This window comes from Salirhabdus euzebyi (genome assembly GCF_014207435.1).
In the GTDB taxonomy this organism is placed as follows: Bacteria; Bacillota; Bacilli; order Bacillales; family Alkalibacillaceae; genus Salirhabdus; species Salirhabdus euzebyi.
This window is the reverse complement of sequence record NZ_JACHGH010000005.1, coordinates 173,054-199,036: the sequence shown is the minus strand read 5'-3', so window position 1 is coordinate 199,036 and position 25,983 is coordinate 173,054. Positions and strand designations below refer to the sequence as shown.

The following is a 25,983-nucleotide window of genomic DNA, read 5'->3' as shown; positions in this document are numbered from 1 at the left end:
TAATACTCCTGCAATAATTATGAGGTACAATGGTCTTAACGAAATTGACCCCCTTTTAATAAGATATATCCTTTTCCGGCACAGGCACATAATTTAGCCTGTGTTTTTATTTTGTCTCCTTACCGAATTTAAAGCGATTTCGTCTTTTTTTGTTTGCTTCGTAACTTTTTACCATAACCGTTTCCTAATAGCCTTCAAAATCTTATTCCCTAAATGTTCCCTCATTGGTTTTGAAAAGTATTCGTAGTATAATATTTATAGTTTGTTTGTTATGACCCCATTTCCTTTTGGAAGTAAGTAGAGGTGATGTGCTTTGCAACGGGTAACAAATTGTATTTTAGTAGTTGATCAACAAATATTAATGTTAAAGAAACCTCGCAGGAATTGGTATGTGGCACCTGGTGGAAAGATGGAGCAAGGTGAACATATTAAGGAATCAGTAAAACGTGAGTTTAAAGAGGAGACCGGACTTACGCTAATTGATCCAAAAATAAACGGTATTTTTACCTTTATTATCCGAGACGAGGAAAAAGTAGTGCAGGAATGGATGCTTTTTACGTTCTATTGTGAAAACTATGAAGGAAAGCAATTAGACTTTTGTCGAGAAGGGGAACTGGAATGGGTTTCTATTGAAGAGGCCGTTCTTAAACCGATGGCAGAGGGCGACCGAAAAATATTTGAACACGCCATAAAAAGTGATGAAATACTTTATGGAACATTTACATATACATCTGATTACAATTTATTAGCAGCGTCGCTAGATCCAAGATAAATATAGAGGTGAAAAAAAGATGGCAGAACAAAATATCCAACTCGTTATTATTACAGGGATGTCAGGAGCAGGTAAAACAGTAGCGGTTCAAAGTTTTGAGGATTTAGGTTATTTTTGTGTGGACAATTTGCCACCAGCATTGTTACCGAAATTTTTAGAGTTAATGAAGGAAAATAATCAAAAAACGCAAAATGTAGCTGTCGTGATGGACCTTCGTGGAAGAGAGTTTTTTGACTCTTTATTTGGTGCACTTGATAGTTTGGCAAAAGAAGAATGGCTATCTGAACAAATTTTATTTTTAGATGCTGATGATGAAGTGCTTGTATCGCGATATAAGGAAACGAGAAGATCCCATCCATTAGCTCCAGAAGGACTACCGTTAGAAGGTATCCATAAGGAGAGAGATTTGTTAGATGAATTGAAGGGTCGTGCCCAGCAAATTATTAACACATCTTCATTAAAGCCTCGTGAACTCAGAGAAAAGTTAATTGAAACATATAAGGAAAAGTCCCAGCAAGTATTTTCGATTAATGTTGTGTCCTTTGGCTTTAAGCATGGTGTACCAATCGATGCAGACTTAATGTTTGACGTTCGATTTTTACCGAATCCTCACTATGTAGAGTCGATGAGACCGTTAACTGGAAAAGATCAAGAAGTGTCCTCCTATGTTTTTAAATGGGCAGAGACCCAAAAATTTATGGAGAAGCTATTGGACATGCTTCAGTTTATGGTGCCGCAATATAAAAGAGAAGGTAAAAGCCAGCTTGTTATTGCGATTGGATGTACAGGTGGACAACACCGTTCTGTAGCAATAGCGGAAACAATTTCGAAGCATTTTGGGGAAGATTATGTAACATATATTAAACACAGGGACATAGAAAAGAGGAAAGGATAATTCATTTTATGAAGGATACGAGGAAGCCCAATGTAGTAGTCATCGGGGGAGGAACAGGAATGCCTGTCCTCATTCGTGGACTTAAAAATTTCCCTGTATCCTTGTCCGCTATTGTGACAGTTGCGGATGATGGAGGCAGTTCAGGACGCCTACGAAGTGAAATGGCAATTCCTGCTCCTGGGGATATACGGAATGTAATTGCAGCAATGTCAGATGCAGAACCGATGATCTTAAAAATGTTTCAGCATCGATTTGAAAACGGAAATAGTTTATCTGGTCATTCACTAGGCAATTTACTTTTAGCCGCAATGACATCAATAACAGGTGATTTTTACCGTGGTATAAAAGAAATTTCTCGTGTGTTAAACGTGAAGGGACGTATTTATCCGATTGCGAATCAAAACATGTTTTTACATGCGGAAATGGACGATGGATCGATTATATCTGGCGAATCAAAAATACCGTCTGCCAATAAAAAAATCAAACGCGTATTTTTAAGTCCAGAACATATTGAACCATTACCAGAAGCGATAGAAGCTATTTTGAAAGCAGATTTAATTGTGATCGCACCAGGGAGTTTATATACGAGTATTTTACCAAATGTTATTGTGCCGGAAATTGGAGAGGCTTTGCAAAATAGTAAGGGTAAAGTTGTGTATGTTTGTAATGTAATGACCCAATACGGAGAGACCCAAGGGTATACTGCCGCTGACCATGTGAAGACAATCCATGATCATGTTGGGAAAAATATTATCAATGCCATTGTTGTGCATAATGCAAAAATAGAGCAGTTTGTGAGAAAGCTTTATGAAGAAGAAAATTCTACGCCTGTTATTTATGATACAGAGCGTTTACTTGGGTTAGGTTTAGAGATTATTGAAGCGGATATTATAGATCATTCCAAAACAACCTTACGTCATAATACGAATAAAGTGGCAAAATTACTTTATTCTTTATTGGGGCAATGATTGGAACTGTCCTATAATTATTGTCTGGCTAAGTGCCTTATCAGGGATGGAAATTTTCTACGCCTGAATAAAGTGCTTGTGCTTTTCTTAGTTGGTTTAGGTTTGAGTGGAGGTGAGCGGTAATGTCATTTGCATCAGATATTAAAAAGGAATTAACGAAAGTGGAAAATGATACATGCTGTACAGAGGCAGAATTAGCTGCTCTCATTCGCATGAATGGTTCTCTTTCTTTTTCAAATCGAAAATACGTGTTGGATGTGCAAACAGAAAATGCTGCCATTGCACGTCGCATATACACTTTAATAAAAAAAATATATCAAGAACCTATTGAATTATTAGTGCGTAAAAAGATGAAATTAAAGAAAAATAATGTTTATATTGTAAGGCTTAAAGAAAAGGTGAAGGATTTTTTAATTAACCTTGATATTTTGGAAGAGCCTTTTACATTTAATCGATCTATATCCGGGAAATTTACAAAGAAAAAATGTTGCCGTCGTTCTTACTTAAGGGGTGCATTTCTAGCAGGAGGTTCTGTTAATAATCCAGAAACTTCTTCCTATCACTTAGAAATTTTCACTCTTTACGAGGAGCATAACGATTCCATATGTAAATTAATGAATCACTTTAACTTACATGCTAGAACGTTAGAAAGAAGGAAGGGTTTCATTACGTATATTAAGGAAGCGGAAAAAATTACGGAATTTCTTATTAATATTGGGGCTCACCAAGCGTTGCTTAAATTTGAGGACGTACGTATTATGCGTGATATGAGAAACTCTGTAAACCGCCTTGTGAATTGTGAAACGGCCAATTTAAATAAGACGATTGGGGCAGCATTCCGCCAGGTGGAAAACATCCGTTTCATTAAAAAGACGGTTGGACTAGAGGCACTACCAGGTAAGCTACAGGAAATAGCTCAGCTTCGGTTAGATCATCAGGATGTGACGTTAAAAGAGCTTGGTGAACTAGTGTCTGCTGGGAAAATTAGCAAATCTGGTATTAACCATCGATTGCGTAAAATTGATGAGTTTGCTGAAAAACTTCGCAACGGGGAAACAGTATAAATTTATTGTAAATGGGACGTTTTGTCGTTTCCTTATAAAACGTTCCATGATATAATACGGATAATTATAAAAACGCTTTCATAAGAGAGCGTTATTTTCATACTATAGTAAATAGGGATATGGTATAGCCTAGATTTACAGTCCTTATTGTAAAGAATAGATGAGTTGAGAGAGGAGAAGTTATCTTGATAGAGAGAAAGATTACGGTGAACTTAACTACAGGATTACAAGCTAGGCCAGCTGCGAAGTTTGTGCAAGAAGCAAATCGCTATTCATCAAATGTGTTTTTAGAAAAAGACAATAAGCGAGTAAATGCAAAGAGTATTATGGGGTTAATGAGTCTTGCGGTAGGTACTGGAGAAGAAATTCTATTAGTTGCTGATGGAGCAGATGAAGAGGACGTTATTAGCGAACTAACTGCCTTCGTATCAAAAGAGCAATAATTTTTTTGGTTTTGAATGTGAGCAATTGAGCATGTTGACACAAGAAAAGGAGAAACCCAAGTATAATAAGGGTTTCTCCTTTTTGGTTAGATTATTAGTCTGCTTTATGTTCCATTACTTTATCAATTAATCCATACTCCAATGCTTTGTGAGCGGACATGAAATTATCACGATCTGTATCACGCTCAATGACATCAAGTGGTTGACCTGTGCGGTCTGATAAAATTTGGTTTAATTTTTCGCGCATTTCGATAATACGTTTTGCGTGAATTTGAATGTCTGATGCTTGACCTTGTGTTCCACCTAATGGTTGGTGGATCATCACTTCACTGTTTGGAAGTGCATAACGCTTACCTTTTGCGCCTGCAGCTAGTAGGAACGCCCCCATAGAAGCAGCCATACCGATACAAATAGTAGAAACATCAGGCTTAATGAATTGCATCGTATCATAAATAGCCATACCAGCTGTAATGGAACCACCTGGTGAGTTAATGTAAATAGATATGTCTTTTTCAGGATCCTCTGCTGCTAAAAATAGCATTTGCGCAACAACAGAGTTTGCTACATTATCGTCAATACCGCTACCAATCATAATGATGCGGTCCTTTAGTAGTCTAGAGTAAATATCATAAGCACGTTCGCCACGATTCGTTTGTTCGATGACAGTTGGGATTAAATTCATGGAAACTCCTCCTTAAAATATAAAATATCTTCTAATAACCTTATCATACATAGTTGGTCAATAAAGGTCAAACAAAAGAACTTACTTTTCCATACTTTACTATATTCGTTGTAATGGCCATTATTCCCTTGTTATCGGATCGTTAAACTAGTGTGTAATGGTTGATTAAGCAAACGAATAGTGAAAGTAAGAAACGTGCAGTATTTCTATGTAAAAACGAACCTATCTGACAACACTCTTTATGTACCTCCATATGATAGCCTAAATTTTTATAGTATATACCGTTAAACCTACTGATTTAAATGATTTCTGATAAAAACTATTGCGTTTAAAATAACCGATGAATACTTGCGTTTTATTGATTACATAAGTATAATAAAACATGCCGTTTTAAAGTGCCTAGGTATCGTTTTACTTAACATATGCCCTCGTAGTGTAAAGGATAACACGCAAGATTCCGGTTCTTGTAATGGGGGTTCGATTCCCTCCGAGGGCGTTATTTTTTCGTTGAAGTTTTAATTAAATTAAGCTCAAGAACATTTAATGTTCTTGAGCTTTTTTTGTTTTCTGACATACTGGATATTCTTTTCTTTTTACACAAAATAGAACTTTATACCCGCGTAATTAGAAGTGCTTTCATCATTTTCACACTTTATTCGATAAGCATTTCAGCTCATTTTTGCTGTTGGTAACAATTTCATGTTGAAGATTCTGAAAATTATTACTATAGTGATAATTACAACGTTTTTTCCTAGGAAACGAAGACGAAAAGTTGCAACAAGAAAAATTTTGGGGAGGAATTGGTTTGAAGAAAAAGAGTAAAGTGTTAACTTCCGTACTAGCTTTAGCTTTAGCGGTTGGTCCGACAACAAGCTTTGCTGTACAGAAATCTGTATCAGATTTCTCATCTGTTCAAGATCATGTAGAGCATGCGAAGCACGTACATAATCATGGAGGCCCGTTTGATCTTGGGGTTGCAAATGATGAGCGACTCATTCAGATGTTAAAGGATCAGGGGAAGGTTGCAGTGGATGCTTCACCTGCTGAAGCAGAACAGGCTCTAAAGACTTTCCTAAAAGCGAAAGCATCTAATGCTAGTAAAACAAAGGATCAATTACCGGAAGGCCTTGGACAACCTTTGAAAGAAAAACAAGTGAATGTGAATGGGTTACAAAATGGAAAAGGCAATAAGCTTGGACAAGCTAAGAAAAATACTGTCGACTCTGTAGTTGAGGAAACGTATGAAGGAGAAGTTCGTAAAGATAAGGTTTTAGTACTTGCGATTGATTTCCCTGATTATCCGAAAAGCTCTATTACTCCAGAGGAAACAGATATGTATTATGATGAATATACACATGAACATTTCCAAAATATGATTTTTGGTGATAATGGATATGAAGGTCCTAACGGCGAAAACTTCATTTCTATGAAACAATACTATGAAAAACAATCTGGTGGAAGCTATACAGTTGATGGTACGGTAGCTGGTTGGTACACTGCTGATCATCCTGCAGCTTATTACGGTGGAAACTACCCAACCCCAGATGGTAACGATGCACGCCCACGTCAGTTAGTCTATGAAGCTCTTAAGAAGGCTGGACAAGATCCTAACGTGAACTTAAGTGAATATGATGTTTGGGATCGCGATGATTATGATGGTGATGGCGTTTATAATGAGCCAGACGGAATCATTGACCACTTAATGGTTATCCATGCAGGTGTTGGTGAAGAAGCTGGTGGTGGATCATTAGGTGGAGATGCAATTTGGTCTCACCGTTGGAACCTAGGTCAACTAACAGCAGTACCAGGTGGGACTTCAAATAGTGATCGTTTTGGTGGTTTACTAGGTGCTTATGATTACACAATTGAACCGGAAGATGGGGCAGCTGGTGTATTCATTCACGAATTTGGTCATGATTTAGGTTTACCAGATGAATATGATACACAATATACTGGTGCAGGTGAACCTGTTTCCTACTGGTCTATCATGTCAAGTGGTAGCTGGGCAGGAAAAATTGGTGGAACAGAGCCAACCGGATTTAGCCCATATGCAAAAGAATTTTTACAGGCAGCTCATGGTGGTAACTGGTTAACAGGTACAACTATCAATGCTGATGATGTGACAAGTGAAGGTGTTGAAGTACTTCTAGATGAAGGTGTAACGAAAGGTGTAAACAACGATGCTGTTCGTATCAATCTACCAGATAAAGCGAATAGTGTGAACACACCTTATAGTGGAACATATGAGTACTTTAGTGGAAGTGGAAATAACCTTGATAACTCTATGACGACTACTGTGGATTTATCAAATGCAACAAGTGCAGAGCTTACTTTCCAAACTTGGTATGATATTGAAGTAGATTGGGATTATGCTTCTGTGAAAGTGAATGGAGAGTCTGTTGAAGGGAATATCACAACAACAGAAAATCCTTATGATCAAAACCCTGGTCATGGTATTACTGGTTCTACTAATGGAGATTGGGTAGAAGCTACTTTTGATTTAAGTGCTTACGCTGGCCAAGAAGTAGAAGTGGAATTTAACTATTGGACAGACGGTTACGTAGCAAACCCTGGTTTCTATGTAGATGATGTTGTGGTAACTGTAGATGGTAGTGTAGTAGTTTCTGACGATGCAGAAGGTGAATCTGCATTTACATTCGATGGATTCAAGAAGGACGAAGGTAAATTCTACTCTGAGCATTACTATTTATTAGAGTGGAGATCCCATAATGGTGTCGACGAAGGGCTTGCAAACATTCGTCGTGGCACTACGTTAATGTCATTTGATCCGGGCCTTGTTGTTTGGTACGTAGATAATGCGTATGACAATAACTGGACTGGGGATCATCCTGGTGACGGTTACCTTGGAGTAGTTGATGCTGACCAGCATACACTATATTGGAGTGATGGAGCAGTAGGTTCCACTCGTTACCAAGTACACGATGCAGCATTTAGCTTAAATAAAACAGAAAAAATGTTCCTGGATTATCCTGGACAATTTACAATGAAGGATAATTTCACACAACGTACACCGTTGTTCGATGACAGTGCTGACTGGAGTAATCCAGGTCTAGTAGATGCTGGACGTAATGTTCCAGAATTAGGATTAAAATTCCGTGTCGTTGGAGAGAGCGCAGATGGAACAGTTGGTAAAGTGTTAATCTTTAAATAATAGTTTTTAGTAGAAAACCCTCCCGAGTGGAGGGTTTTTTCGTGTTTGCGATGTTGGTTGATAAGGTTTTAAAATTGGCTGATATATTTTCATATTGGTCGACATTTTCCACAATCGGTTGATATATGACAAATTTGGTTGATAAATGCTATTACCATAAAACTTCCTGCAAATTTTGTGCTGACTTTTTGTTAGAATAGACATATAAAGAGTGTGGGAGGGGCATATATGAAGCAAAAACTGACACAAGAGCAGAAATTAACGTGGAAGTTAACACAACAACTAGGTCAGGCGATAGAACTTTTACAATATAATGGACAACAGCTGCATCAGTTTTTGCAGGAGCAAGTGAAGGAGAACCCGTTTTTAGAAGTGGAAACAAATGTCCACTCTTCCTATTACCCCCCTCAAAGTGGAGCGGGTGATTTTGATGAAAGCTATTATACAAATGAAGAACAAAATATTAGAATTTATTTAAAGGATCAGTTGATTAATAAAGATTTACCAAAAGGATTGAAAGGTATAGTTGAGTTTGGTATTGATTCATTAGATGACAATGGGTATTTGACGTTAACTCTTTCGGAATGGGCTGAGGCAGTACAACAAGAGGAGGGCGATGTGGAACAGGCACTTCACATTATTCAAGGCCTTGACCCAATTGGGGTTGGAGCTAGATCATTACAGGAGTGTTTGTTGCTACAATTATCGGCAAGCTCCAATCCAAATGAAGTGGCGATTGATTTAATCACTCATCATATAGAATGGGTAGCAGATTTTCGTAAAGAAGCGATAAAAAAGAAATATCAGCTTTCTTCTATAGAAATAGAACAAGTGTTACAGGAGATACAATCTTGTAACCCAAGACCAGGTCTTCTGATGACTAGTAGTAAATCTGATTATGTTATACCTGATGGGGAAGTTCTATTGGAGCAAGGATTATGGCGTGTGTATTTATCTAAATGGAATAGTCCTAAAATTTCAGTGAATGAACACTATCTTCAAGTGGAAGGAATGGAAGAGAAAGATAAGCAGTTTGTATCTTCTTATATCAAAAGTGGTAATTGGTTAAAACAAGCAGTAAATCAACGGTATGAAACGATGGGTAAAGTATTTTCCACTATTGTGAAGAACCAAGTTTTATTTTTTGAGAAGGGTCCTGAAATAGTACAACCTTTAACGTTAAAGGAAATTGCTCAGGAAGTGAATTTGCATGTATCCACGGTTAGCAGAGCGATAAAAGGGAAATATATCCAGACTCCGCATGGGGTGTATCCAGTTAAGTTTTTTCTTCAACAGGGCATATCGACAAAAAGTGGAGGTACTGTTAGTAGTCATTCCATTAAAGTTATTATGAAGGAATTAGTTGGGCAGGAAAGTAAGGCGAAACCTTTATCAGACCAAATTATTGCCGAACAGTTAAAGCAAGACTATGATATTCACATATCTAGAAGAACAGTGGCAAAATACCGAATGGAATTGTTCATCCCTTCTTCAGCTCAAAGAAAAAGGAGATACCAATCATGACAAATGAAGTTATATTATATACGAAGGAAAAATGCCCCTTATGTGATGAAGCAAGGGCTTTGTTACAGGTTTTCCAAAATACGTACCATTTTGAAATAGTAGAAAAAGACATATATAAAGATGACGAACTACTTGAAAAGTATCAAATTTCCATTCCAGTTGTAGAATATAAAGGGGTTCAACTAGATGGATCGGAAATAGACTATATGGAATTAAGAAATCTTTTTGACAAAATGGTTTAATTCGTTGCATATTTCAAACAAGGTTGTTAAAATAAACTCGAATAGGAATGAAACTATTCTCACTTGGTGGATGCTAACTCTGTTAAGGGATTATAGTAGAAAAAGCAAATGATTTCGCCATTAAGGCTGGCGATAGTCCCGTTTTTTAAAAAAATGAAATTCATGTTCGAGTATTTTTTTGGACTCACCGGGACATAATAAGCCATGCCGGGACGAAAGTAATCCCGATAAGAATGAAACAAAGGGGTTATTCGATGCGTGAGTTAATTGCTGTACAACAAAAATTGTTCCCTGATCTAATGGAAATTATTGATCGACGTTTCCAGTTATTGAAAATCATTCACTTGCTGCAACCTGTTGGTCGACGAAGTATTGCGGAGGAAACAAACTACTCGGAAAGATTAATCCGTACAGAAGTAGAATTTTTTCAGCAAGAGGGATTAGTAGATATTACGACGAAGGGCATGCTACTAACGTCTGAAGGAACAAAATTATTGGATCAACTGACAAACATTATGAAAGAACTTTCTGGTTTGGAAGTGTATGAACAAAAATTGAAGACAAAATTCAATTTGCGTAAAGTAATTGTTGTTCCAGGTAATAGTGATATCGATTTAGGGGTAAAACAAGAGTTAGGAAAAGCATGTGTCCATTTCCTAAAGCGAATAATAAAAGATAATATGATTATTTCCGTTACAGGTGGTTCGACCATGTCTGCGATAGCAGATGAAATGATCCCAATGGAAAATAAAGATTGCTTGTTTGTTCCTTCACGAGGTGGGCTAGGTGAGCAAGTTGAAAATCAAGCGAATACTATTTGTGTGGAAATGGCTCGTAAAGCAAAAGGTAATTATCGATTACTCTATGTACCTGACCCGATAAGCGAAAGTTCCTATCGTTCTATTATTAAGGAGCCTGTGGTAAAAGAAGTGACGGAGTACATTCAAAATGCTGATATTGTCATTCATGGTATTGGTGAAGCAATGACAATGGCTGAGCGGAGGAAAATGTCCAAGAATCAATTAGACCAAATTAAAAAGTCTAATGGAGTTGGCGAAGCATTTGGGTATTATTTTGATAAAAGTGGTCAAATTGTACATAAGGTTCGAACTGTTGGGCTACAACTTGAAGATTTAGAAAGCATTGCCCATGTCATTACAGTTGCTGGTGGAGCTTCCAAGGCAGATGCAATAGAGTCTTATTTTAAGCTTGGAAAAAGTAATGTCCTTATTACAGATGAGGCAGCAGCGATAAAGTTAGTAAAGGGATAACCCTTTCACATAAATGATAAAATTAACTATTATTTAAGGAGGAATTATAAATGGCAGTAAAAGTTGGTATTAATGGTTTTGGTCGTATTGGAAGAATGGTTTTCCGTGCAGCTTTGAAAAATAGTGAGGTTGAGGTTGTTGCAATTAACGATCTAACAGATGCAGAAATGTTAGCACATCTTCTTAAATATGACACTGTTCATGGAACGTTAGATCAAGAGGTTTCCGTAGACGGTTCTGATTTAGTTGTAGGTGGAAAAACAATTAAAGTTTTAACAGAAAGAGATCCAGCAAACTTAGGGTGGGGTAATTTAGGAGTAGATATCGTCATTGAATCTACTGGCCGCTTTACTCAACGTGAAGATGCGAAAAAACACCTTGATGCAGGAGCTAAAAAAGTAATCATTTCTGCACCAGCTAAAGATGAAGACGTAACATTGGTAATGGGTGTTAACGAAGATAAATATGATGCAGGAAGCCACCATGTTATTTCAAATGCTTCTTGTACAACTAACTGTTTAGCACCAATGGCAAAAGTACTTCACGATAATTTTGGTCTAAAACGTGGTATGATGACAACTGTTCACTCGTATACAAATGACCAACAAATTCTAGACCTACCACATAAAGATTATCGTCGTGCTCGTGCAGCAGCTGAAAACATCATTCCAACAACTACTGGTGCTGCAAAAGCAGTATCTCTAGTACTACCTGAGTTAAAAGGTAAATTGAATGGTATGGCAATGCGTGTACCTACACCTAACGTTTCTCTTGTAGACTTAGTTGCTGAATTTGATAAAAACGTTACGGTAGACGAAGTGAATGCAGTACTTAAAGAAGCAGCACAAGGTGATCTAAAAGGAATTCTTGAGTTCTCTGAGCTTCCACTAGTTTCTCGTGACTACAATGGAAGTCCAGCTTCTTCTACTATTGATGGTATGTCAACAATGGTATTAGAAGATAACCTAGTAAAAGTTATTTCTTGGTACGATAATGAAGCTGGTTATTCACACCGTTGTGTAGACTTAGCTGTATATATTGCTAACAAAGGATTATAATACAATTGAAGGAAAAATATAACAAGTAAGGAGGAAGGGCGGCCCCCTCCTCCTTATGGTGTTTATTTACCTTTTGATACATAAGGGATATAGGCCACACAGTAATGAAAACTTACACTTTCATCTTTATTCCTAACACAAGGAGGAACCTGATTATGAACAAAAAGTCAATCCGTGATGTTGATGTAAAAGGTAAAAAGGTGTTTTGCAGAGTTGACTTTAATGTCCCAATGAGCAAGGGTGTTATTTCGGATGAGACGAGAATAAAAGCTGCGTTGCCAACGATCGATTATTTGGTTAATGAAGGCGCAAAAGTTATTCTTGCAAGTCACCTAGGACGACCAAAAGGGCAAGCAGTAGAGGATCTTCGTTTGGATCCAGTAGCTCAGAAATTAAGCGATTATTTAGATCAAACGGTAACAAAGACAGATGAAGTTTATGGTCCAGAAGTAGAAAAAGCCATTTCCGAAATGAAAGACGGGGATGTTTTACTACTGGAAAATGTTCGTTTTGAACCAGGCGAAGAGAAAAATGACGAGGCACTAGCAAAGGAATTTGCAAAGCTTGCTGACTTGTACGTGAATGATGCATTTGGTGCTGCTCACCGTGCACACGCTTCAACAGAAGGAATTGCAAAACATATCCCTGCTGTAGCCGGATTCTTAATGGAAAAAGAGCTGCAAGTTTTAGGAAGCGCATTAGAACAACCGGAACGCCCATTTACGGCAATTATTGGTGGGGCAAAAGTGAAGGATAAAATTGGTGTAATTAATCATCTACTAGATAAAGTGGATAACCTCATTATCGGTGGTGGATTAGCCTACACATTCGTAAAAGCAAAAGGGTATGAGGTCGGAAAGTCTTTACTAGAAGAAGATAAACTCGACTTAGCTAATGAATTTATGAAAAAAGCTGAAGAAAAAGGTGTAAAGTTTTATATGCCTGTTGATGTTGTCGTTGCAGATGACTTTTCTAGAGAGGCCAATACAAAAATCGTACCGATTGAGGAAATTCCAGCTGATTGGGAAGGTTTAGATATTGGTCCAGAAACGAGAAAGCAATACGATGAAGTCATTAAAGCTTCTAAGTTAGTGATTTGGAACGGCCCAATGGGAGTTTTCGAATACGAAATTTTTGCGAACGGTACAAAAGGTGTTGCGGAATCAATGGCAGCAACAGAAGGCTACACAGTTATTGGTGGTGGTGACTCTGCTTCTGCTGTAGAAAAATTCGGCTATGCGGAACAAATGGATCACATCTCTACAGGTGGCGGTGCTTCCCTAGAGTTTATGGAAGGAAAAGAGCTTCCAGGTGTAGCTGCGTTAAACGATAAATAATGTTTTTTACCGGTCTAATCTGGATAAATATTTAAAGAGGTGAGAATATGCGCACGAAAATTATTGCGGGAAATTGGAAGATGAATAAAGTTGTTTCGGAAGCGGAGCAATTTTTACATGATGTAAAAGATAAGGTACCTGCATCCAATCAAGTAGAAAGTGTAATCTGTGCACCTTATATTGCTTTACCAGCACTTGTGCAACAGGCGAAAGGTACAAATGTAAAAGTTGCCGCTCAAAATATGCACTACGAAGAAAATGGAGCTTTTACAGGTGAAGTAAGTCCAGTCATGTTAAAGGACTTAGGTGTGGAATATGTTGTAATTGGTCACTCTGAGCGCCGTGAAATGTTTAATGAAACAGATGAAACGGTAAACAAAAAAACGAAAGCAGCATTTGCTCATGGCTTAATACCTATCGTATGTGTAGGGGAAACGTTAGAGCAACGTGAAAATAACGAAACGAAAACACATGTGGAAACACAAGTGAAAGCTGCGTTAGAAGGTTTATCAGATGATCAAGTAAAACAAGTCGTTATTGCTTATGAACCAATTTGGGCTATTGGAACAGGTAAAACAGCTTCCTCTGAGGATGCAAACGAAGTATGTGCACACATTCGCCAAGTAGTAAGTGTAGCTGTTTCTGAGGATGCGGCAAATGCTGTTCGTATTCAGTATGGCGGTAGCGTGAAGCCTGCTAATGTGGACGAATTACTTGCGCAATCAGACATTGATGGCGCATTAGTTGGTGGAGCAAGTTTAGAGTCTGATTCTTTCTTGAAACTTGTGGAGGCAGGAGCAAAATGAGTAAAGATAAGTTAGCAGCTTTGATTATACTAGATGGTTTTGCGTTGAGGGATGAGGAGAAAGGTAATGCAGTAAGCCAGGCGAAAAAGCCTAATTTTGATCGATATTGGAACCAATATCCACATACGACTCTTGAGGCTTCCGGTGAAGCTGTTGGACTACCTCATGGTCAAATGGGGAACTCAGAGGTTGGTCATTTAAATATTGGTGCAGGTCGTATTGTGTATCAAAGCTTAAGCCGTATCAACCTTTCGATAAATGATGAGAGCTTTTACGAAAATGAGCAGTTTAAGGATGTTGTTCATCACGTCAAGAGCAAGGACAAAGCGTTACACATCTTAGGACTTTTGTCAGACGGCGGTGTCCATAGTCATATTGAGCATTTATTTGCATTGCTAAGAATGGCAGCAGATCAAGGGATTGAAAAGGTATACTTACATGCTTTTCTTGATGGCCGTGATGTTGGACCACAAACCGGGTCTACTTACATTAACTTGACGGAAGAAAAGATGAAAGAATACGGTGTTGGAGAATTTGCGACGATTTCAGGCCGTTATTATGCCATGGACCGTGACAAGCGATGGGAACGTATTGAAATGGCTTATAAGGCTATGGCTTATGGAGAAGGCCCGAAGTTTTCAAACCCACACCAAGTGGTTGAGGATTCTTACGAGGAAGAGGTTTTTGATGAATTTGTTATACCGGCTGTTATTACGCGTGAGAACGGGGAGCCGGTTGCCACGATTCAAGATGAAGATGCTGTTATCTTTTACAATTTTAGACCAGATCGTGCCATTCAAATGACAAGAACGTTCACGAATCCTGCATTTGCGGACTTTGATTTAGGAGAAAATCCTCCAAAGGATGTCCGTTTCGTCATGTTAACACAATATAGTGATGACATCGAGGCAAACACAGCTTTTGGTCCCAATCATTTAAAAAATACACTTGGGGAAGTATTATCTAGTCATGAGCTTACGCAATTACGTATTGCTGAAACGGAAAAGTACCCTCATGTTACGTATTTCTTAAATGGTGGTAGACAAGAGCCATTTCCAGGTGAAGATCGTATTTTGATTGATTCACCAAAGGTAGCAACCTATGATTTGCAGCCGGAAATGAGTGCTTATGAAGTTACGGATGCTTTGTTAGAGGATATTGATCAAGAAAAACATAATGTAACAATATTGAACTTTGCAAATCCGGACATGGTTGGTCACTCCGGCAAATTAGAGCCTACCATTCAAGCGATTGAAGTGGTTGATGAGTGCTTAGGTAAGATCGTTGATAAGATCATTGAAAAAGGCGGTCATGTTATCATCACTGCAGACCACGGAAATTCGGATGAAGTATTGACGCTAGAAGGTAAACCAATGACAGCACATACGACAAATCCAGTTCCGTTAATCATTACAAAGGATGGTTTAAAGTTAAGAGATGATGGAATTTTAGGTGATTTATCTCCGACTTTGCTTGACTTATTAAATATTGGGCAACCTATAGAAATGACTGGTAAATCATTAATTATTAAAGAATAAAGGAGAGAACAAACATGCCATACATTACTGATATTTATGCACGTGAAGTTTTAGATTCTCGCGGTAATCCAACGATTGAGGTAGAAGTTTACACAGAATCTGGCGCATTCGGTTCTGCATTAGTACCAAGTGGCGCTTCCACTGGAGAATATGAAGCTGTTGAACTTCGCGATGGTGACAAAGACCGTTACTTAGGAAAAGGTGTAACAAACGCTGTATCAAACGTAAACGAAATCATCGCACCAGAACTAATTGGCTATGATGTCACACGCCAAGTTGACATTGATGAGTTGATGATCGAGTTAGATGGTACAGAAAACAAAGGCAACCTAGGAGCAAACGCTATTCTTGGTGTTTCCATGGCCGTAGCACATGCTGCAGCTGATTTTGTAGGACTTCCGCTCTACCAATACTTAGGTGGATTTAACTCTAAAGTACTTCCAACTCCAATGATGAACATTGTAAATGGTGGGGAGCATGCCGATAACAACGTAGATATTCAAGAATTCATGATTATGCCTGTAGGTGCTCCAAGCTTTAAAGAAGCACTACGTATGGGGGCAGAAATTTTCCATAACTTGAAAAAAGTATTACAATCTAAAGGCTTAAATACAGGTGTTGGTGATGAAGGTGGTTTCGCACCAAACCTATCTTCCAACGAAGAAGCGCTAGAAACTATTATGGAAGCAATCCAACAAGCTGGTTACAAGCCAGGCGAACAAATTAAATTAGCAATGGACGTTGCATCTTCTGAGTTTTATGAAGATGGAAAATACAACCTTAAAGGGGAAGGCGTTGTTCGTACTTCCGAAGAAATGGTTAATTGGTACGAAGAGCTTGTTAACAAATACCCAATCGTTTCTATTGAAGACGGTTTAGATGAAAACGACTGGGAAGGCCACAAGCTATTAACGGAACGTCTTGGCGATCGCGTACAACTAGTTGGTGATGACTTATTCGTTACAAACACAGTACGCCTTGGCCGTGGTATTGATGAAGGTGTAGGTAACTCTATCCTAATCAAAGTAAACCAAATCGGTACGTTGACGGAGACTTTCGAAGCAATTGAAATGGCAAAAACGGCTGGCTACACAGCTGTCATCTCTCACCGCTCTGGTGAAACAGAAGACGCTACAATTGCTGACATCGCTGTAGCAACAAACGCTGGTCAAATCAAAACAGGTGCACCATCCCGTACAGACCGCGTTGCAAAATATAACCAGTTATTACGTATTGAAGATATCCTAGGTGATACTTCCATCTACGCTGGTGACGAAGCATTTTATAACTTGAAAAAATAAAATATGTAAATGGAAAAACGGCGTCCGATTGGGCGCCGTTTTTTCGTTTTTGTTGGGTGTTTTAGGATTTTATAGCTTGGTTGATAAATGAATTAATTTGGTTGATAAGTTGACCAAAGCGGATGATATTTTTAATATTTAGTTGATAAATGTATAAAGCGGTTGATATTACTGGTTAATAGCGGGGAGTGCACCATTTTGATTAAAAAGGAACATGAAAAACCATTAAAATTAAGTAAGTTAGAGGCATTATATAGAAGGTTGCCGATAAATTATGAAAAGAAAAGCATAATTAAAGAGGAAATAGCTAAGATGAGAGCGGGCTTTCATGGAGAAAAGTCGCTTGATTACCAATTATCTTTTTTATCTATAAAAGACTATATTATCCTTCACGATTTAAGATTGGTGGATACAGTTGGTCGTTATTTCCAACTTGATACGCTGATCTTATTTGAGAATTTTGCACTTATTTTAGAGGTGAAAAATATTGTTGGTACATTATTTTTTGACATTGAATTTCACCAATTAGTCAGAACTTTACATGATGAAAAAGAAGCTTTTAATGATCCTCTTTTACAGGTTAAACGCCAAAAGGACCAGTTTACAAACTGGTTATTAAATAATAAATTCACCGAAATTCCTGTCGAAACATTAGTCGTTATAAGCAATCCATCTTCTGTTATTGAAACAAACCCAACCAGTAAAGAAATCTACCAGAGAGTGATTCGAGCTCAGAATCTTCCATACAAGATAGAACAATTACATAGTTATTATAGTAAACAAAGTATAGATTTTAAGGAGTTAAAGAAAATATCTAATCGGTTATGTAAAAATCATACTCCTCACAATCCTGATATATTGAGACAATACAATATTCACAAAAATGAAGTGATGAAGGGAGTTCACTGTCCGGATTGTTTCTACATCCCAATGACAAGGAACAGAGGGGGCGCTTATATATGTCCTGATTGTAATAGGAAGGGGACTATGGCTTACTATATACTTTATCTGACTATCTACTCCTTTTCGGCCCAAAGATTACGAACAAAGATTGTCGTGAATTTCTGGGGATTCCTAGCCCATCAGTCGTTAATAAGTTGCTAATATCATTAAATTTACATGCAATGGGTTCTAACGTTTGAAAAATTGAAGCAAAATTAAATATATCATCCAAGTTTGAGGTTTATCGTCCAAAATTAAAATAAATCAACCGATTTACCCCATATATCAACCAAATTAGAAAAATATCACCCAACCCCACTAAATCACACAAAAAAAACCGACAGCCAATGCTGTCGGTCTCCTAAATCTTTTATTCTGTAATCGATTTAACTAGCTCTACGACTTCCTCTGCAGTGCCTTTAGATAAAATCTCATCCTTATAAGAAGCGATTCTCTCTTTAGACAGGCTAAGTAGTTGGGTACGAGCAGGTAAAATGGATGTTGCGCTCATGCTGAATTCGTCTAGTCCTAATCCGAGTAGAATAGGGATTGCGATTGGGTCTCCAGCCATTTCGCCACACATTCCAGCCCATTTGCCTTCTGCGTGGGCTGCTTCGATTACGTTATTAACTAAGTTTAAGATTGCTGGGTGGTATGGTTGATATAGGTAGGATACCTTTTCATTCATACGGTCAGCTGCCATTGTGTATTGAATTAGGTCATTTGTTCCGATGCTGAAGAAGTCCACTTCTTTGGCGAATTGTTTTGCGATAACTGCTGTAGATGGGATTTCCACCATGATACCAATTTCGATATCATCAGCTACTTGAACACCTTCGCTTAATAGGTTGTCTTTCTCCTCTAAAAGAAGTGCTTTCGCATCACGGAATTCTTGAAGTGTTGCTACCATTGGGAACATGATTTTTAAATTACCGTGTATGCTTGCACGTAGTAATGCACGCAATTGTGTACGGAAAATATCATCACGCTCTAAACAGAAACGGATCGCACGGAATCCTAAAAATGGATTTAGTTCTTTTGGAAGCTCAAGGTAATCCAGTTCTTTATCGCCACCGATATCAAGTGTACGAACGACAACTGGCTTGTCTCCCATGTTTTCTAAAACAGCTTTATAGGATTCATACTGTTCGTCTTCTGTTGGTAAGCTACTTTTACCCATGTATAAAAACTCTGTACGGTACAGACCAACGCCTTCTCCACCGTTGCGTAAAACGCCATCTACATCTTCTGGTGTACCAATGTTTGCTGCAAGCTCTACATGCACGCCATCAGCTGTAACTGTTTGTTGGTCTTTTAATTTCGCCCATTGCTCTTTTTGTGTTTCGTATTCAGCTTGTTTTTGTTCATATGCTTGACGTTCTTCATCAGAAGGATTGAGGATTACTTTACCTTCTAGACCATCTACTATTAGGAAGTCGCCATCTTTCACAGTTGTTGTCACGTTTTTCGTTCCAACAACTGCAGGGATTTCCAATGAACGAGCCATAATAGCGGAGTGGGAAGTTCGTCCACCGATATCTGTCGTAAAGCCCTTAACGAACTCTTTGTTTAACTGAGCTGTGTCAGAAGGAGTTAGATCAGCAGCGACGACAATTACTTCCTCATTAATTAGAGCTGGGTCAGGGAAAGTAACATTTAATAAATGCGCCATGACACGTTTTGTAACGTCATCTATATCTGCTGCACGCTCACGCATATATTCATTGTCCATGCTTTTGAACATGTTAATGAACATGGTAGCTGTTTCTTCTAAGGCAGATTCCGCATTTACTTTTTCATTGTTGATTTTATCTTTAATTGGTTGTATTAGTTCTGGATCGCTTAAAACAAGAAGATGAGCAGAGAAAATTTCTGCATGCTCATCGCCTAATTTTTGTTTCGTATGGGCTTTAATTTTTTCAAGCTCACCTTTTGACACTTCTATTGCCTTTTCAAGACGAGCTATTTCTGCCTCGGGATTGTCGATGTCTGTTTTTTCAAATGTTAAGTCTGGTGCTTCTAGTAGGTAAACTTTTGCAATGGCTATGCCATTTGAAGCAGCTATCCCCGCTAATTGTTGCATAAAATTATTCCCCCAGGTTTTCTGATTTGATCTTTTCTGCTAGTGTGTTAAGTGCTTCTTTTTCATCAGAACCTTCAGCCGTAATTTTTACTTCGGATCCTGCTGGAATACCTAAAGACATAATACCCATGATCGATTTTAAATTTACTTTTTTACCGTTGTACTCCATGTTAATATCAGCGTTGAATTTCCCTGCAGTTTGTACAAGAAGTGTTGCTGGACGAGCGTGAACACCCTCAGCAGAAGTGATTTTGAATGTTTGTTCTACCATTATTTATTTCCTCCATATCCAATTGGTTTTTATTATGTTTATTATGCCATAAGGCTTGCTAAGTAAAAAGTTAATCATTTTGAACTTTTTTTGTCAAAATAAAAGTACTAGAAATTCTTTTCTAAAATTGTTACGTTTTTCAAAATGGCTTCTAGGTCTTCTTTTGTACATAAATCTTCACTAAAAGCTGTAGCTGTTCCTGCGGCGACTCCATATTGAAAGGCTTCCTTATAGTCCGCATTTTGAATATAGGAAGCTAGGAAACCAGAGACTACAGAATCCCCTGCTCCTACAGTATTTTTAACTGTTCCTTTTGGAATATTTGCCTCAAAAACATCCTTTTCATTGATGAAAATAGCACCTTTTCCTCCCATTGATACAATGACATTTTGGACACCTTGATCCACAAGTTTTTTTGCATACGTCACTGCATCTTGAGCTGTTTCAATATTTGTTTGGAAAAGCTCACCTAGTTCATGATGATTTGGTTTAATGAGAAATGGTTGAAATTGAATCATTTCCTTTAGGGCGTCTTGTGAAGTATCTACTACTAGTTTTGCTCCTCTTTCTTTACAACTACTCGCAATTTTTTCATAAAAATTATTTGGGAGTGTGTTCGGAATACTGCCTGCAAGAACAAGAATGTCATCGCTCGTTAATTGCTCAATTTGGGTAAATAGTTTATCTTGTTGGTCTGTAGTAATAACAGGTCCGTTCCCATTAATTTCAGTTTCCGCATTAGATTTAATTTTGACATTCATTCGAGTAATTGATTCCACTTCAATAAATTGTTGCTTTACTTGTTCTTTTTTTAGAAAGTCTTTAATGAACTTTCCTGTAAATCCTCCTAGAAAACCTAACGCTGTGTTTTCTATATGAAGTCTCGTTAAAATTCGGGAAACATTAATACCTTTTCCACCCGGGAAATAGTGTACTTGATCTGCTCTGTTTAATTTTCCAGCCTCAAATTCCTTCGTATAAACGGTGTAGTCGATTGCAGGACTTAAGGTGCAAGTAAAAATCATGGAGTCACAACCTTTATGTTTGTCATTTCAGTTAAATGTTGGTTTTCTACCGGTATGTTATTCGTAATTAACATTGCTTCATGAAGGTCTATAATTTTTGAAAAAGATACTTCGTTAAATTTAGTTTCATCTGCTACGATATATTTATTCTGAGACATTTCTAAAGCTGTTAGCTTCATCGCAGCTTCATCAGGGTCTGGTGTTGTATATCCGTAGTCAGGATGAATCCCATTTGCACCGATAAAGCATTTATCAAAACGGAATTGTTTAATTTGATTAATGGCATGCTGTCCAACTAGTGCTTTCGTTGTACTTTTCATAAAACCACCTGTTACATAGGAAGTAATTTGATGTTCCATTAACAAGTCTAAGATCGTTAAGTTATTCGTAACAACGACAATTTGCTTATCCTTTAAGAAAGGAATCATTTGTAAAGTAGTTGTCCCTGCATCTAAATATATACAATCTCCATTTTGGACAAGCTTAGCAGCGTATTCAGCTATGGCTAATTTCTTATCTAAATGTATAGTAGACTTAGCGTGTAAGCTTAATTCTTCACTTTTTGGTCGTACATAAGTTGCACCGCCGTGCACTCTTTTTAACTTATTTTCTTCTTCTAAATAAGCTAAGTCACGTCTTATTGTAGACTCGGAAGACTGTGTTGCTTCTACGAGCGTGTGAATAGCTACTGTATGATTTTCTTTTATTAGTTTTAAAATAATTTGATGACGTTCAGGAGTTAGCATAAGTATCTCCTTTCTTCGAGTTTTAGAAATAAGATAAGAATGAAAACGCTCTTAATCATAATATTAGCGCAACACTTTTTAAGAATCAATCAAAAACAACCAAAAATAATCATAATATCTCAGTCTTTTCTGTGACAACGGGTTTTTACCATTATTTCTTCCTTATGTTTATCTTGCTCAAGGTGTATTTTTGTGCTACATTATTTTTATGGATTTGTCCGTTTTTATTTAGGAGGTGTAATACAGCATGTATGGAACTCTAGTTACATTATTAGTTATTGATGCATTATTCATGATTGTTTTAGTGTTATTGCAGTCTGGAAAAAGCGCAGGATTATCTGGTGCCATTTCTGGTGGAGCAGAACAGCTTTTTGGAAAACAAAAAGCACGTGGAGTAGATGCCTTCTTACATCGTGCTACGATTATAACAGGAGTACTCTTTTTCATTTTCACTTTTGCGTTAGGTTATTTAGTACAAGGCTAAAACAGCAAGTATCGACTTGCTGTTTTTTTGTACGTTTATAATATGGTAATTTATTCCTTCTAAATGGTGGAATTACCTAAAAAACGCGACTTTCGCTCATACTAATAGAAAGTCGTCTTTCTTTGAACTTAACTAGTAGTAGGAAAATTTAAGTGCTCACCAACTAGCCAAGATTTTTCTATTTTTCGGAGCTCATAAATATTACTTGCCTAGAGGAGATGAACGTAGATGAAAATTAAAGCACCGAAGCCGTTTACATTTGAAGAGGGAAATCGCGCGGTTTTATTATTGCATGGATTTACTGGACATACAGCTGATGTGCGGATGCTTGGTAGATTTCTACAGAGCAAGGGTTATACATCCCATGCACCGATATATAGAGGGCACGGGGCACCGCCTGAGGAAATTATTAAATATGAACCTGCTGATTGGTGGGAAGACGTCCAACAGGCTTTAAAACACTTACAAGACCTAGGATACAATGAAATAGCAATAGCAGGATTATCCCTTGGGGGAGTTCTTGGATTAAAGCTTGCCTATACACAACCAATAAAAGGGATAATCCCTATGTGTTCCCCAATGTTTTTTGATAATGAAACACAGCTGACACAGGGCTTTAAATTATTTGCGAAGGAATATAAACAATTGGAGAGAAAGGAATCCAATCAGATAGAAGAAGAAGTAAATCAATTAATGAACAAATCCAGTCATACATTTAACAAAATTGGTGAGTTTATAAATGAGGTTCATAATCATATTGATCATATTTATACTCCAACCTTTGTAGTACAAGCGGAACAAGACAAAATGATTAACAAAAATAGTGCCCAATATATTTATGATCATGTAGAGTCTGACCATAAGGAAATTAAATGGTATGAGAAATCAGGGCACGTTATTACCATTGATAAGGAAAAAGACCAGTTACATGAAGATATTTATCAATTTTTAGAATCGTTGGATTGGTCAGACCGATAATGTGGAATACTTTAACTATAAAATAAGAAGTCCGAGAAGGTGATATTGTTTTGAATTCTTTAAAAGAAAAAATTTTACAGCATTTTAATGAAACAGCATCAAAGCCGTTATCTGTAAATGAAATAGAAGAGATTTTGGCAATTGATGAAGATAGCGCTGAAGATTTTACACAGTTAGTGAAAGCGTTAAATGAGCTAGAGCAAGAAGGAGAGCTTGTCCGTACGAGGAAAAATCGATATGGTTTACCTGAAAAAATGAATTTAATCAGAGGTAAAATTCAAATGCATGCAAAAGGGTTTGCTTTTTTACTCCCTGAAGATGCGGATCGTGATGATGTTTTTTTACCACAGCGTGATTTAAACTCAGCGATGAATGGTGATCGTGTCTTAGTTCGAATTGATTCTGGTGGAGAAAATGGTCAAAGAGCTGAAGGTACGGTCGTTCGAATTATAGAACGAAGTGCCCAAAAAATTGTAGGTACGTATCAGGATAATGGAGCATACGGTTTTGTTGTTGCCGATGACAAACGAATTCCTAATGATATATTTGTTCCGAAAGAGAAAGCAAATGGTGCCGTTGATGGTCATAAAGTTATCGTAAATATTACGAAATATCCGGAAGATAGAATGAGTGCAGAAGGGGAAGTTGTAGAAATACTTGGTCATAAAAATGATCCAGGTATTGATATTCTTTCGATTATTCATAAGCATGGGATTAAATCTGACTTCCCAGGAGAAGTTATTGAGCAGGCAAACCAAGTTCCTGATGAAATTAACCCGGATGAAATTAAAAACCGCCGAGATTTACGTGATGAAGTTATCATTACCATTGATGGTGCAGATGCAAAAGACTTAGATGACGCAGTTACCGTAAAGAAATTAGATAATGGCAACTACAAGCTAGGTGTTTACATTGCCGATGTAACCTACTATGTGGAAGAAGGTTCGCCAATTGATAAAGAAGCAGCCGAGCGTGGGACGAGCGTCTATTTAACGGACCGCGTTATTCCAATGATTCCCCATCGTTTGTCGAATGGGATTTGTTCTTTAAATCCAAAAGTCGATCGCTTAACCTTAGGCTGTGAAATGGAATTTAATAATCAAGGGCAAGTCGTGAGTCATGAAATTTTTGACAGCGTTATAAAAACAACTGAACGTATGACTTATTACGATGTAAATCGTATTTTAGAAGACAAAGATGAAAAATTAATGCAAGAATATGAGCACATTGTTCCGATGCTTCAGGATATGGAGGATCTTGCAGCCATCCTTCGCTCAAAGCGGATGAGCAGAGGGGCAATTGATTTCGACTTTAAGGAAGCAAAGGTTGAAGTGAATGAACAAGGTGAAGCAACTGATGTTGTGCTTAGAGAACGTTCTGTAGCCGAAAAGCTAATTGAAGAATTTATGTTAGCAGCTAACGAAACGATTGCTGAACATTTTCATTGGATGCAGGTGCCGTTTATGCACCGAATTCACGAAGATCCAGACCCTGCAAAGCTACAACGGTTCTTTGAATTTATTGCTAATTTAGGCTATATTGTGCGTGGTACCGCAAATGAAATTCATCCGAAAGCATTGCAAAAAGTTCTAGAAGAAGTTAAAGGTACCCAAGAGGATATGGTGATTTCTAAATTAATGCTTCGTTCTATGCAGCAGGCAAAATATGATCCAGAAAGTAAGGGTCACTTTGGATTATCAACGGAGTTTTACACGCACTTCACTTCACCAATCCGTCGTTATCCTGACTTAATCGTACACCGACTTATTCGGACATATGCTATACAGAAAAAATTAGATCCGAAGACGGTTGGACACTGGAAGGATAAACTACCAGAAATTGCTCAACATTCTTCCATGATGGAGAGACGTGCGGTTGATGCGGAAAGAGAAACCGATGACCTAAAGAAAGCGGAATATATGAAAGGTAAAATTGGTGAAGAGTTTGACGGTGTAGTAAGCTCAATTACGAATTTTGGCTTGTTCGTAGAGCTCCCTAACACAATTGAAGGGCTCGTTCATGTTAGCTATTTGACAGATGACTACTATCATTTCGATGAACAGCATTTCGCTATGATTGGGGAACGTACGGGAAATATATTCCGAATGGGCGACGAAATTACAGTAAAATGTGTCAATGTCAATTTAGAAGAACGCGTAATTGATTTTGAAATCGTAGGGATGAAGCCTCGTAAAGAAAGACCTGTGAAGGATCGTCCTACTATTATTAAAGCGAAAGAAAAAAAACCTAGAAAGCCAACGAGTAAAAATGCACCTAACCGAAATAAGAAATCAGGATCAAATGGGAGTAAAAAACCATTTTATCAAGGTGCCCCAAAAAAGAAAAAGAAAAGATAAGAAGAAAGCCTTAACTTCGAATTT

At 37.6% G+C, this 25,983-nt stretch carries 23 protein-coding genes and 1 tRNA gene; 19 read left to right on the top strand and 5 right to left on the bottom strand.

Annotated elements, in window-relative coordinates:
* Nucleotides 1-313: 313 nt before the first annotated feature.
* The 5 genes from HNQ94_RS09960 (at nucleotide 314) to HNQ94_RS09940 (ending at nucleotide 4,142) form a co-directional block, all read left to right on the top strand.
* Nucleotides 314-772 carry an 8-oxo-dGTP diphosphatase gene (locus HNQ94_RS09960; protein ID WP_174496067.1) on the top strand — a complete coding sequence of 153 codons (459 nt, stop codon included), beginning with the start codon at nucleotides 314-316 and terminating at the stop codon, nucleotides 770-772.
* A 19-nt stretch (nucleotides 773-791) separates the two neighbouring features.
* Entirely contained in the window at nucleotides 792-1,667 is an 876-nt protein-coding gene (gene rapZ / locus HNQ94_RS09955) for an RNase adapter RapZ (RefSeq protein WP_174496068.1), read from the top strand.
* Between the two features lie 8 nt (nucleotides 1,668-1,675).
* Nucleotides 1,676-2,635, top strand: a complete 960-nt coding sequence (mgfK, locus tag HNQ94_RS09950) for a gluconeogenesis morphogenetic factor MgfK (RefSeq protein WP_174496069.1) — start codon at nucleotides 1,676-1,678, stop codon at nucleotides 2,633-2,635.
* 122 nt (nucleotides 2,636-2,757) lie between these two features.
* Entirely contained in the window at nucleotides 2,758-3,699 is a 942-nt protein-coding gene (whiA, locus tag HNQ94_RS09945; protein ID WP_174496070.1) for a DNA-binding protein WhiA, read from the top strand.
* Between the two features lie 185 nt (nucleotides 3,700-3,884).
* On the top strand, nucleotides 3,885-4,142 hold the full coding sequence (locus HNQ94_RS09940; protein WP_174496071.1) for an HPr family phosphocarrier protein: 258 nt from the start codon (nucleotides 3,885-3,887) through the stop codon (nucleotides 4,140-4,142).
* A gap of 94 nt (nucleotides 4,143-4,236) precedes the next feature.
* Here HNQ94_RS09940 and clpP read toward each other — a convergent pair whose 3' ends face one another.
* Nucleotides 4,237-4,824 (bottom strand): ATP-dependent Clp endopeptidase proteolytic subunit ClpP, encoded by a 588-nt coding sequence (gene clpP / locus HNQ94_RS09935; protein WP_174496072.1) that lies wholly within the window; start codon nucleotides 4,822-4,824, stop codon nucleotides 4,237-4,239.
* A gap of 424 nt (nucleotides 4,825-5,248) precedes the next feature.
* On the opposite strand from clpP, the gene HNQ94_RS09930 reads away from it, so the two are divergent.
* The 11 genes from HNQ94_RS09930 (at nucleotide 5,249) to HNQ94_RS09880 (ending at nucleotide 18,177) form a co-directional block, all read left to right on the top strand.
* Nucleotides 5,249-5,320 (top strand) — tRNA-Arg (locus HNQ94_RS09930).
* A gap of 309 nt (nucleotides 5,321-5,629) precedes the next feature.
* Entirely contained in the window at nucleotides 5,630-7,996 is a 2,367-nt protein-coding gene (locus HNQ94_RS09925) for an immune inhibitor A domain-containing protein (protein WP_174496073.1), read from the top strand.
* A gap of 228 nt (nucleotides 7,997-8,224) precedes the next feature.
* Entirely contained in the window at nucleotides 8,225-9,520 is a 1,296-nt protein-coding gene (gene rpoN / locus HNQ94_RS09920; protein WP_174496074.1) for an RNA polymerase factor sigma-54, read from the top strand.
* Nucleotides 9,517-9,762: a glutaredoxin family protein gene (locus HNQ94_RS09915; protein WP_174496075.1), complete on the top strand. Its 246-nt coding sequence runs from the start codon at nucleotides 9,517-9,519 to the stop codon at nucleotides 9,760-9,762. Before rpoN ends, HNQ94_RS09915 begins: the two co-directional genes overlap by 4 nt.
* 254 nt (nucleotides 9,763-10,016) lie before the next feature.
* On the top strand, nucleotides 10,017-11,033 hold the full coding sequence (locus HNQ94_RS09910) for a sugar-binding transcriptional regulator (protein ID WP_174496076.1): 1,017 nt from the start codon (nucleotides 10,017-10,019) through the stop codon (nucleotides 11,031-11,033).
* A gap of 50 nt (nucleotides 11,034-11,083) precedes the next feature.
* Complete coding sequence (gene gap / locus HNQ94_RS09905) at nucleotides 11,084-12,091, top strand: type I glyceraldehyde-3-phosphate dehydrogenase (RefSeq protein WP_174496077.1); 1,008 nt, start codon at nucleotides 11,084-11,086, stop codon at nucleotides 12,089-12,091.
* Nucleotides 12,092-12,246: 155 nt separating this feature from the next.
* Nucleotides 12,247-13,428: a phosphoglycerate kinase gene (locus tag HNQ94_RS09900; protein WP_174496078.1), complete on the top strand. Its 1,182-nt coding sequence runs from the start codon at nucleotides 12,247-12,249 to the stop codon at nucleotides 13,426-13,428.
* 47 nt (nucleotides 13,429-13,475) lie between these two features.
* Nucleotides 13,476-14,234, top strand: coding sequence for a triose-phosphate isomerase (tpiA, locus tag HNQ94_RS09895; RefSeq protein WP_174496079.1), 759 nt, complete (start codon nucleotides 13,476-13,478; stop codon nucleotides 14,232-14,234).
* Nucleotides 14,231-15,772 carry a 2,3-bisphosphoglycerate-independent phosphoglycerate mutase gene (gpmI, locus tag HNQ94_RS09890; protein ID WP_174496080.1) on the top strand — a complete coding sequence of 514 codons (1,542 nt, stop codon included), beginning with the start codon at nucleotides 14,231-14,233 and terminating at the stop codon, nucleotides 15,770-15,772. Before tpiA ends, gpmI begins: the two co-directional genes overlap by 4 nt.
* Nucleotides 15,773-15,786: 14 nt before the next feature.
* On the top strand, nucleotides 15,787-17,073 hold the full coding sequence (gene eno, locus HNQ94_RS09885; RefSeq protein WP_174496081.1) for a phosphopyruvate hydratase: 1,287 nt from the start codon (nucleotides 15,787-15,789) through the stop codon (nucleotides 17,071-17,073).
* 198 nt (nucleotides 17,074-17,271) lie between these two features.
* The gene (locus HNQ94_RS09880; protein ID WP_174496082.1) at nucleotides 17,272-18,177 is read left to right on the top strand and encodes an NERD domain-containing protein; all 906 of its coding nucleotides are present in this window, start codon (nucleotides 17,272-17,274) and stop codon (nucleotides 18,175-18,177) included.
* Between the two features lie 208 nt (nucleotides 18,178-18,385).
* Here HNQ94_RS09880 and ptsP read toward each other — a convergent pair whose 3' ends face one another.
* From ptsP to HNQ94_RS09860, 4 genes are all read right to left on the bottom strand, one after another.
* Entirely contained in the window at nucleotides 18,386-20,098 is a 1,713-nt protein-coding gene (ptsP, locus tag HNQ94_RS09875; RefSeq protein ID WP_174496083.1) for a phosphoenolpyruvate--protein phosphotransferase, read from the bottom strand.
* Nucleotides 20,099-20,102: 4 nt separating this feature from the next.
* Complete coding sequence (locus tag HNQ94_RS09870) at nucleotides 20,103-20,369, bottom strand: phosphocarrier protein HPr (RefSeq protein ID WP_174496084.1); 267 nt, start codon at nucleotides 20,367-20,369, stop codon at nucleotides 20,103-20,105.
* A gap of 107 nt (nucleotides 20,370-20,476) precedes the next feature.
* On the bottom strand, nucleotides 20,477-21,394 hold the full coding sequence (pfkB, locus tag HNQ94_RS09865) for a 1-phosphofructokinase (RefSeq protein ID WP_174496085.1): 918 nt from the start codon (nucleotides 21,392-21,394) through the stop codon (nucleotides 20,477-20,479).
* Nucleotides 21,391-22,140 carry a DeoR/GlpR family DNA-binding transcription regulator gene (locus HNQ94_RS09860; protein ID WP_174496086.1) on the bottom strand — a complete coding sequence of 250 codons (750 nt, stop codon included), beginning with the start codon at nucleotides 22,138-22,140 and terminating at the stop codon, nucleotides 21,391-21,393. Before HNQ94_RS09860 ends, pfkB begins: the two co-directional genes overlap by 4 nt.
* A gap of 247 nt (nucleotides 22,141-22,387) precedes the next feature.
* Here HNQ94_RS09860 and secG point away from each other — a divergent pair, with 247 nt between their 5' ends.
* The 3 genes from secG (at nucleotide 22,388) to rnr (ending at nucleotide 25,959) form a co-directional block, all read left to right on the top strand.
* A complete protein-coding gene (secG, locus tag HNQ94_RS09855) occupies nucleotides 22,388-22,624 on the top strand; it encodes a preprotein translocase subunit SecG (RefSeq protein ID WP_174496087.1) in 237 nt (78 codons plus the stop codon).
* A 228-nt stretch (nucleotides 22,625-22,852) separates the two neighbouring features.
* Nucleotides 22,853-23,602, top strand: coding sequence for an alpha/beta hydrolase (locus HNQ94_RS09850; protein WP_174496088.1), 750 nt, complete (start codon nucleotides 22,853-22,855; stop codon nucleotides 23,600-23,602).
* Between the two features lie 50 nt (nucleotides 23,603-23,652).
* Entirely contained in the window at nucleotides 23,653-25,959 is a 2,307-nt protein-coding gene (gene rnr / locus HNQ94_RS09845; RefSeq protein WP_174496089.1) for a ribonuclease R, read from the top strand.
* The last annotated feature ends 24 nt before the right edge of the window (nucleotides 25,960-25,983 follow it).

Bases quoted from the DNA above. Each gene is read 5' to 3' on its own strand.
- rapZ (WP_174496068.1), top strand. From the start codon at position 792: ATGGCAGAACAAAATATCCAACTCGTTATTATTACAGGGATGTCAGGA.
- mgfK (WP_174496069.1), top strand. From the start codon at position 1,676: ATGAAGGATACGAGGAAGCCCAATGTAGTAGTCATCGGGGGAGGAACA.
- whiA (WP_174496070.1), top strand. From the start codon at position 2,758: ATGTCATTTGCATCAGATATTAAAAAGGAATTAACGAAAGTGGAAAAT.
- clpP (WP_174496072.1), bottom strand. From the start codon at position 4,824: ATGAATTTAATCCCAACTGTCATCGAACAAACGAATCGTGGCGAACGT.
- rpoN (WP_174496074.1), top strand. From the start codon at position 8,225: ATGAAGCAAAAACTGACACAAGAGCAGAAATTAACGTGGAAGTTAACA.
- HNQ94_RS09915 (WP_174496075.1), top strand. From the start codon at position 9,517: ATGACAAATGAAGTTATATTATATACGAAGGAAAAATGCCCCTTATGT.
- HNQ94_RS09910 (WP_174496076.1), top strand. From the start codon at position 10,017: ATGCGTGAGTTAATTGCTGTACAACAAAAATTGTTCCCTGATCTAATG.
- gap (WP_174496077.1), top strand. From the start codon at position 11,084: ATGGCAGTAAAAGTTGGTATTAATGGTTTTGGTCGTATTGGAAGAATG.
- HNQ94_RS09900 (WP_174496078.1), top strand. From the start codon at position 12,247: ATGAACAAAAAGTCAATCCGTGATGTTGATGTAAAAGGTAAAAAGGTG.
- tpiA (WP_174496079.1), top strand. From the start codon at position 13,476: ATGCGCACGAAAATTATTGCGGGAAATTGGAAGATGAATAAAGTTGTT.
- gpmI (WP_174496080.1), top strand. From the start codon at position 14,231: ATGAGTAAAGATAAGTTAGCAGCTTTGATTATACTAGATGGTTTTGCG.
- eno (WP_174496081.1), top strand. From the start codon at position 15,787: ATGCCATACATTACTGATATTTATGCACGTGAAGTTTTAGATTCTCGC.
- ptsP (WP_174496083.1), bottom strand. From the start codon at position 20,098: ATGCAACAATTAGCGGGGATAGCTGCTTCAAATGGCATAGCCATTGCA.
- HNQ94_RS09870 (WP_174496084.1), bottom strand. From the start codon at position 20,369: ATGGTAGAACAAACATTCAAAATCACTTCTGCTGAGGGTGTTCACGCT.
- pfkB (WP_174496085.1), bottom strand. From the start codon at position 21,394: ATGATTTTTACTTGCACCTTAAGTCCTGCAATCGACTACACCGTTTAT.
- HNQ94_RS09860 (WP_174496086.1), bottom strand. From the start codon at position 22,140: ATGCTAACTCCTGAACGTCATCAAATTATTTTAAAACTAATAAAAGAA.
- secG (WP_174496087.1), top strand. From the start codon at position 22,388: ATGTATGGAACTCTAGTTACATTATTAGTTATTGATGCATTATTCATG.
- HNQ94_RS09850 (WP_174496088.1), top strand. From the start codon at position 22,853: ATGAAAATTAAAGCACCGAAGCCGTTTACATTTGAAGAGGGAAATCGC.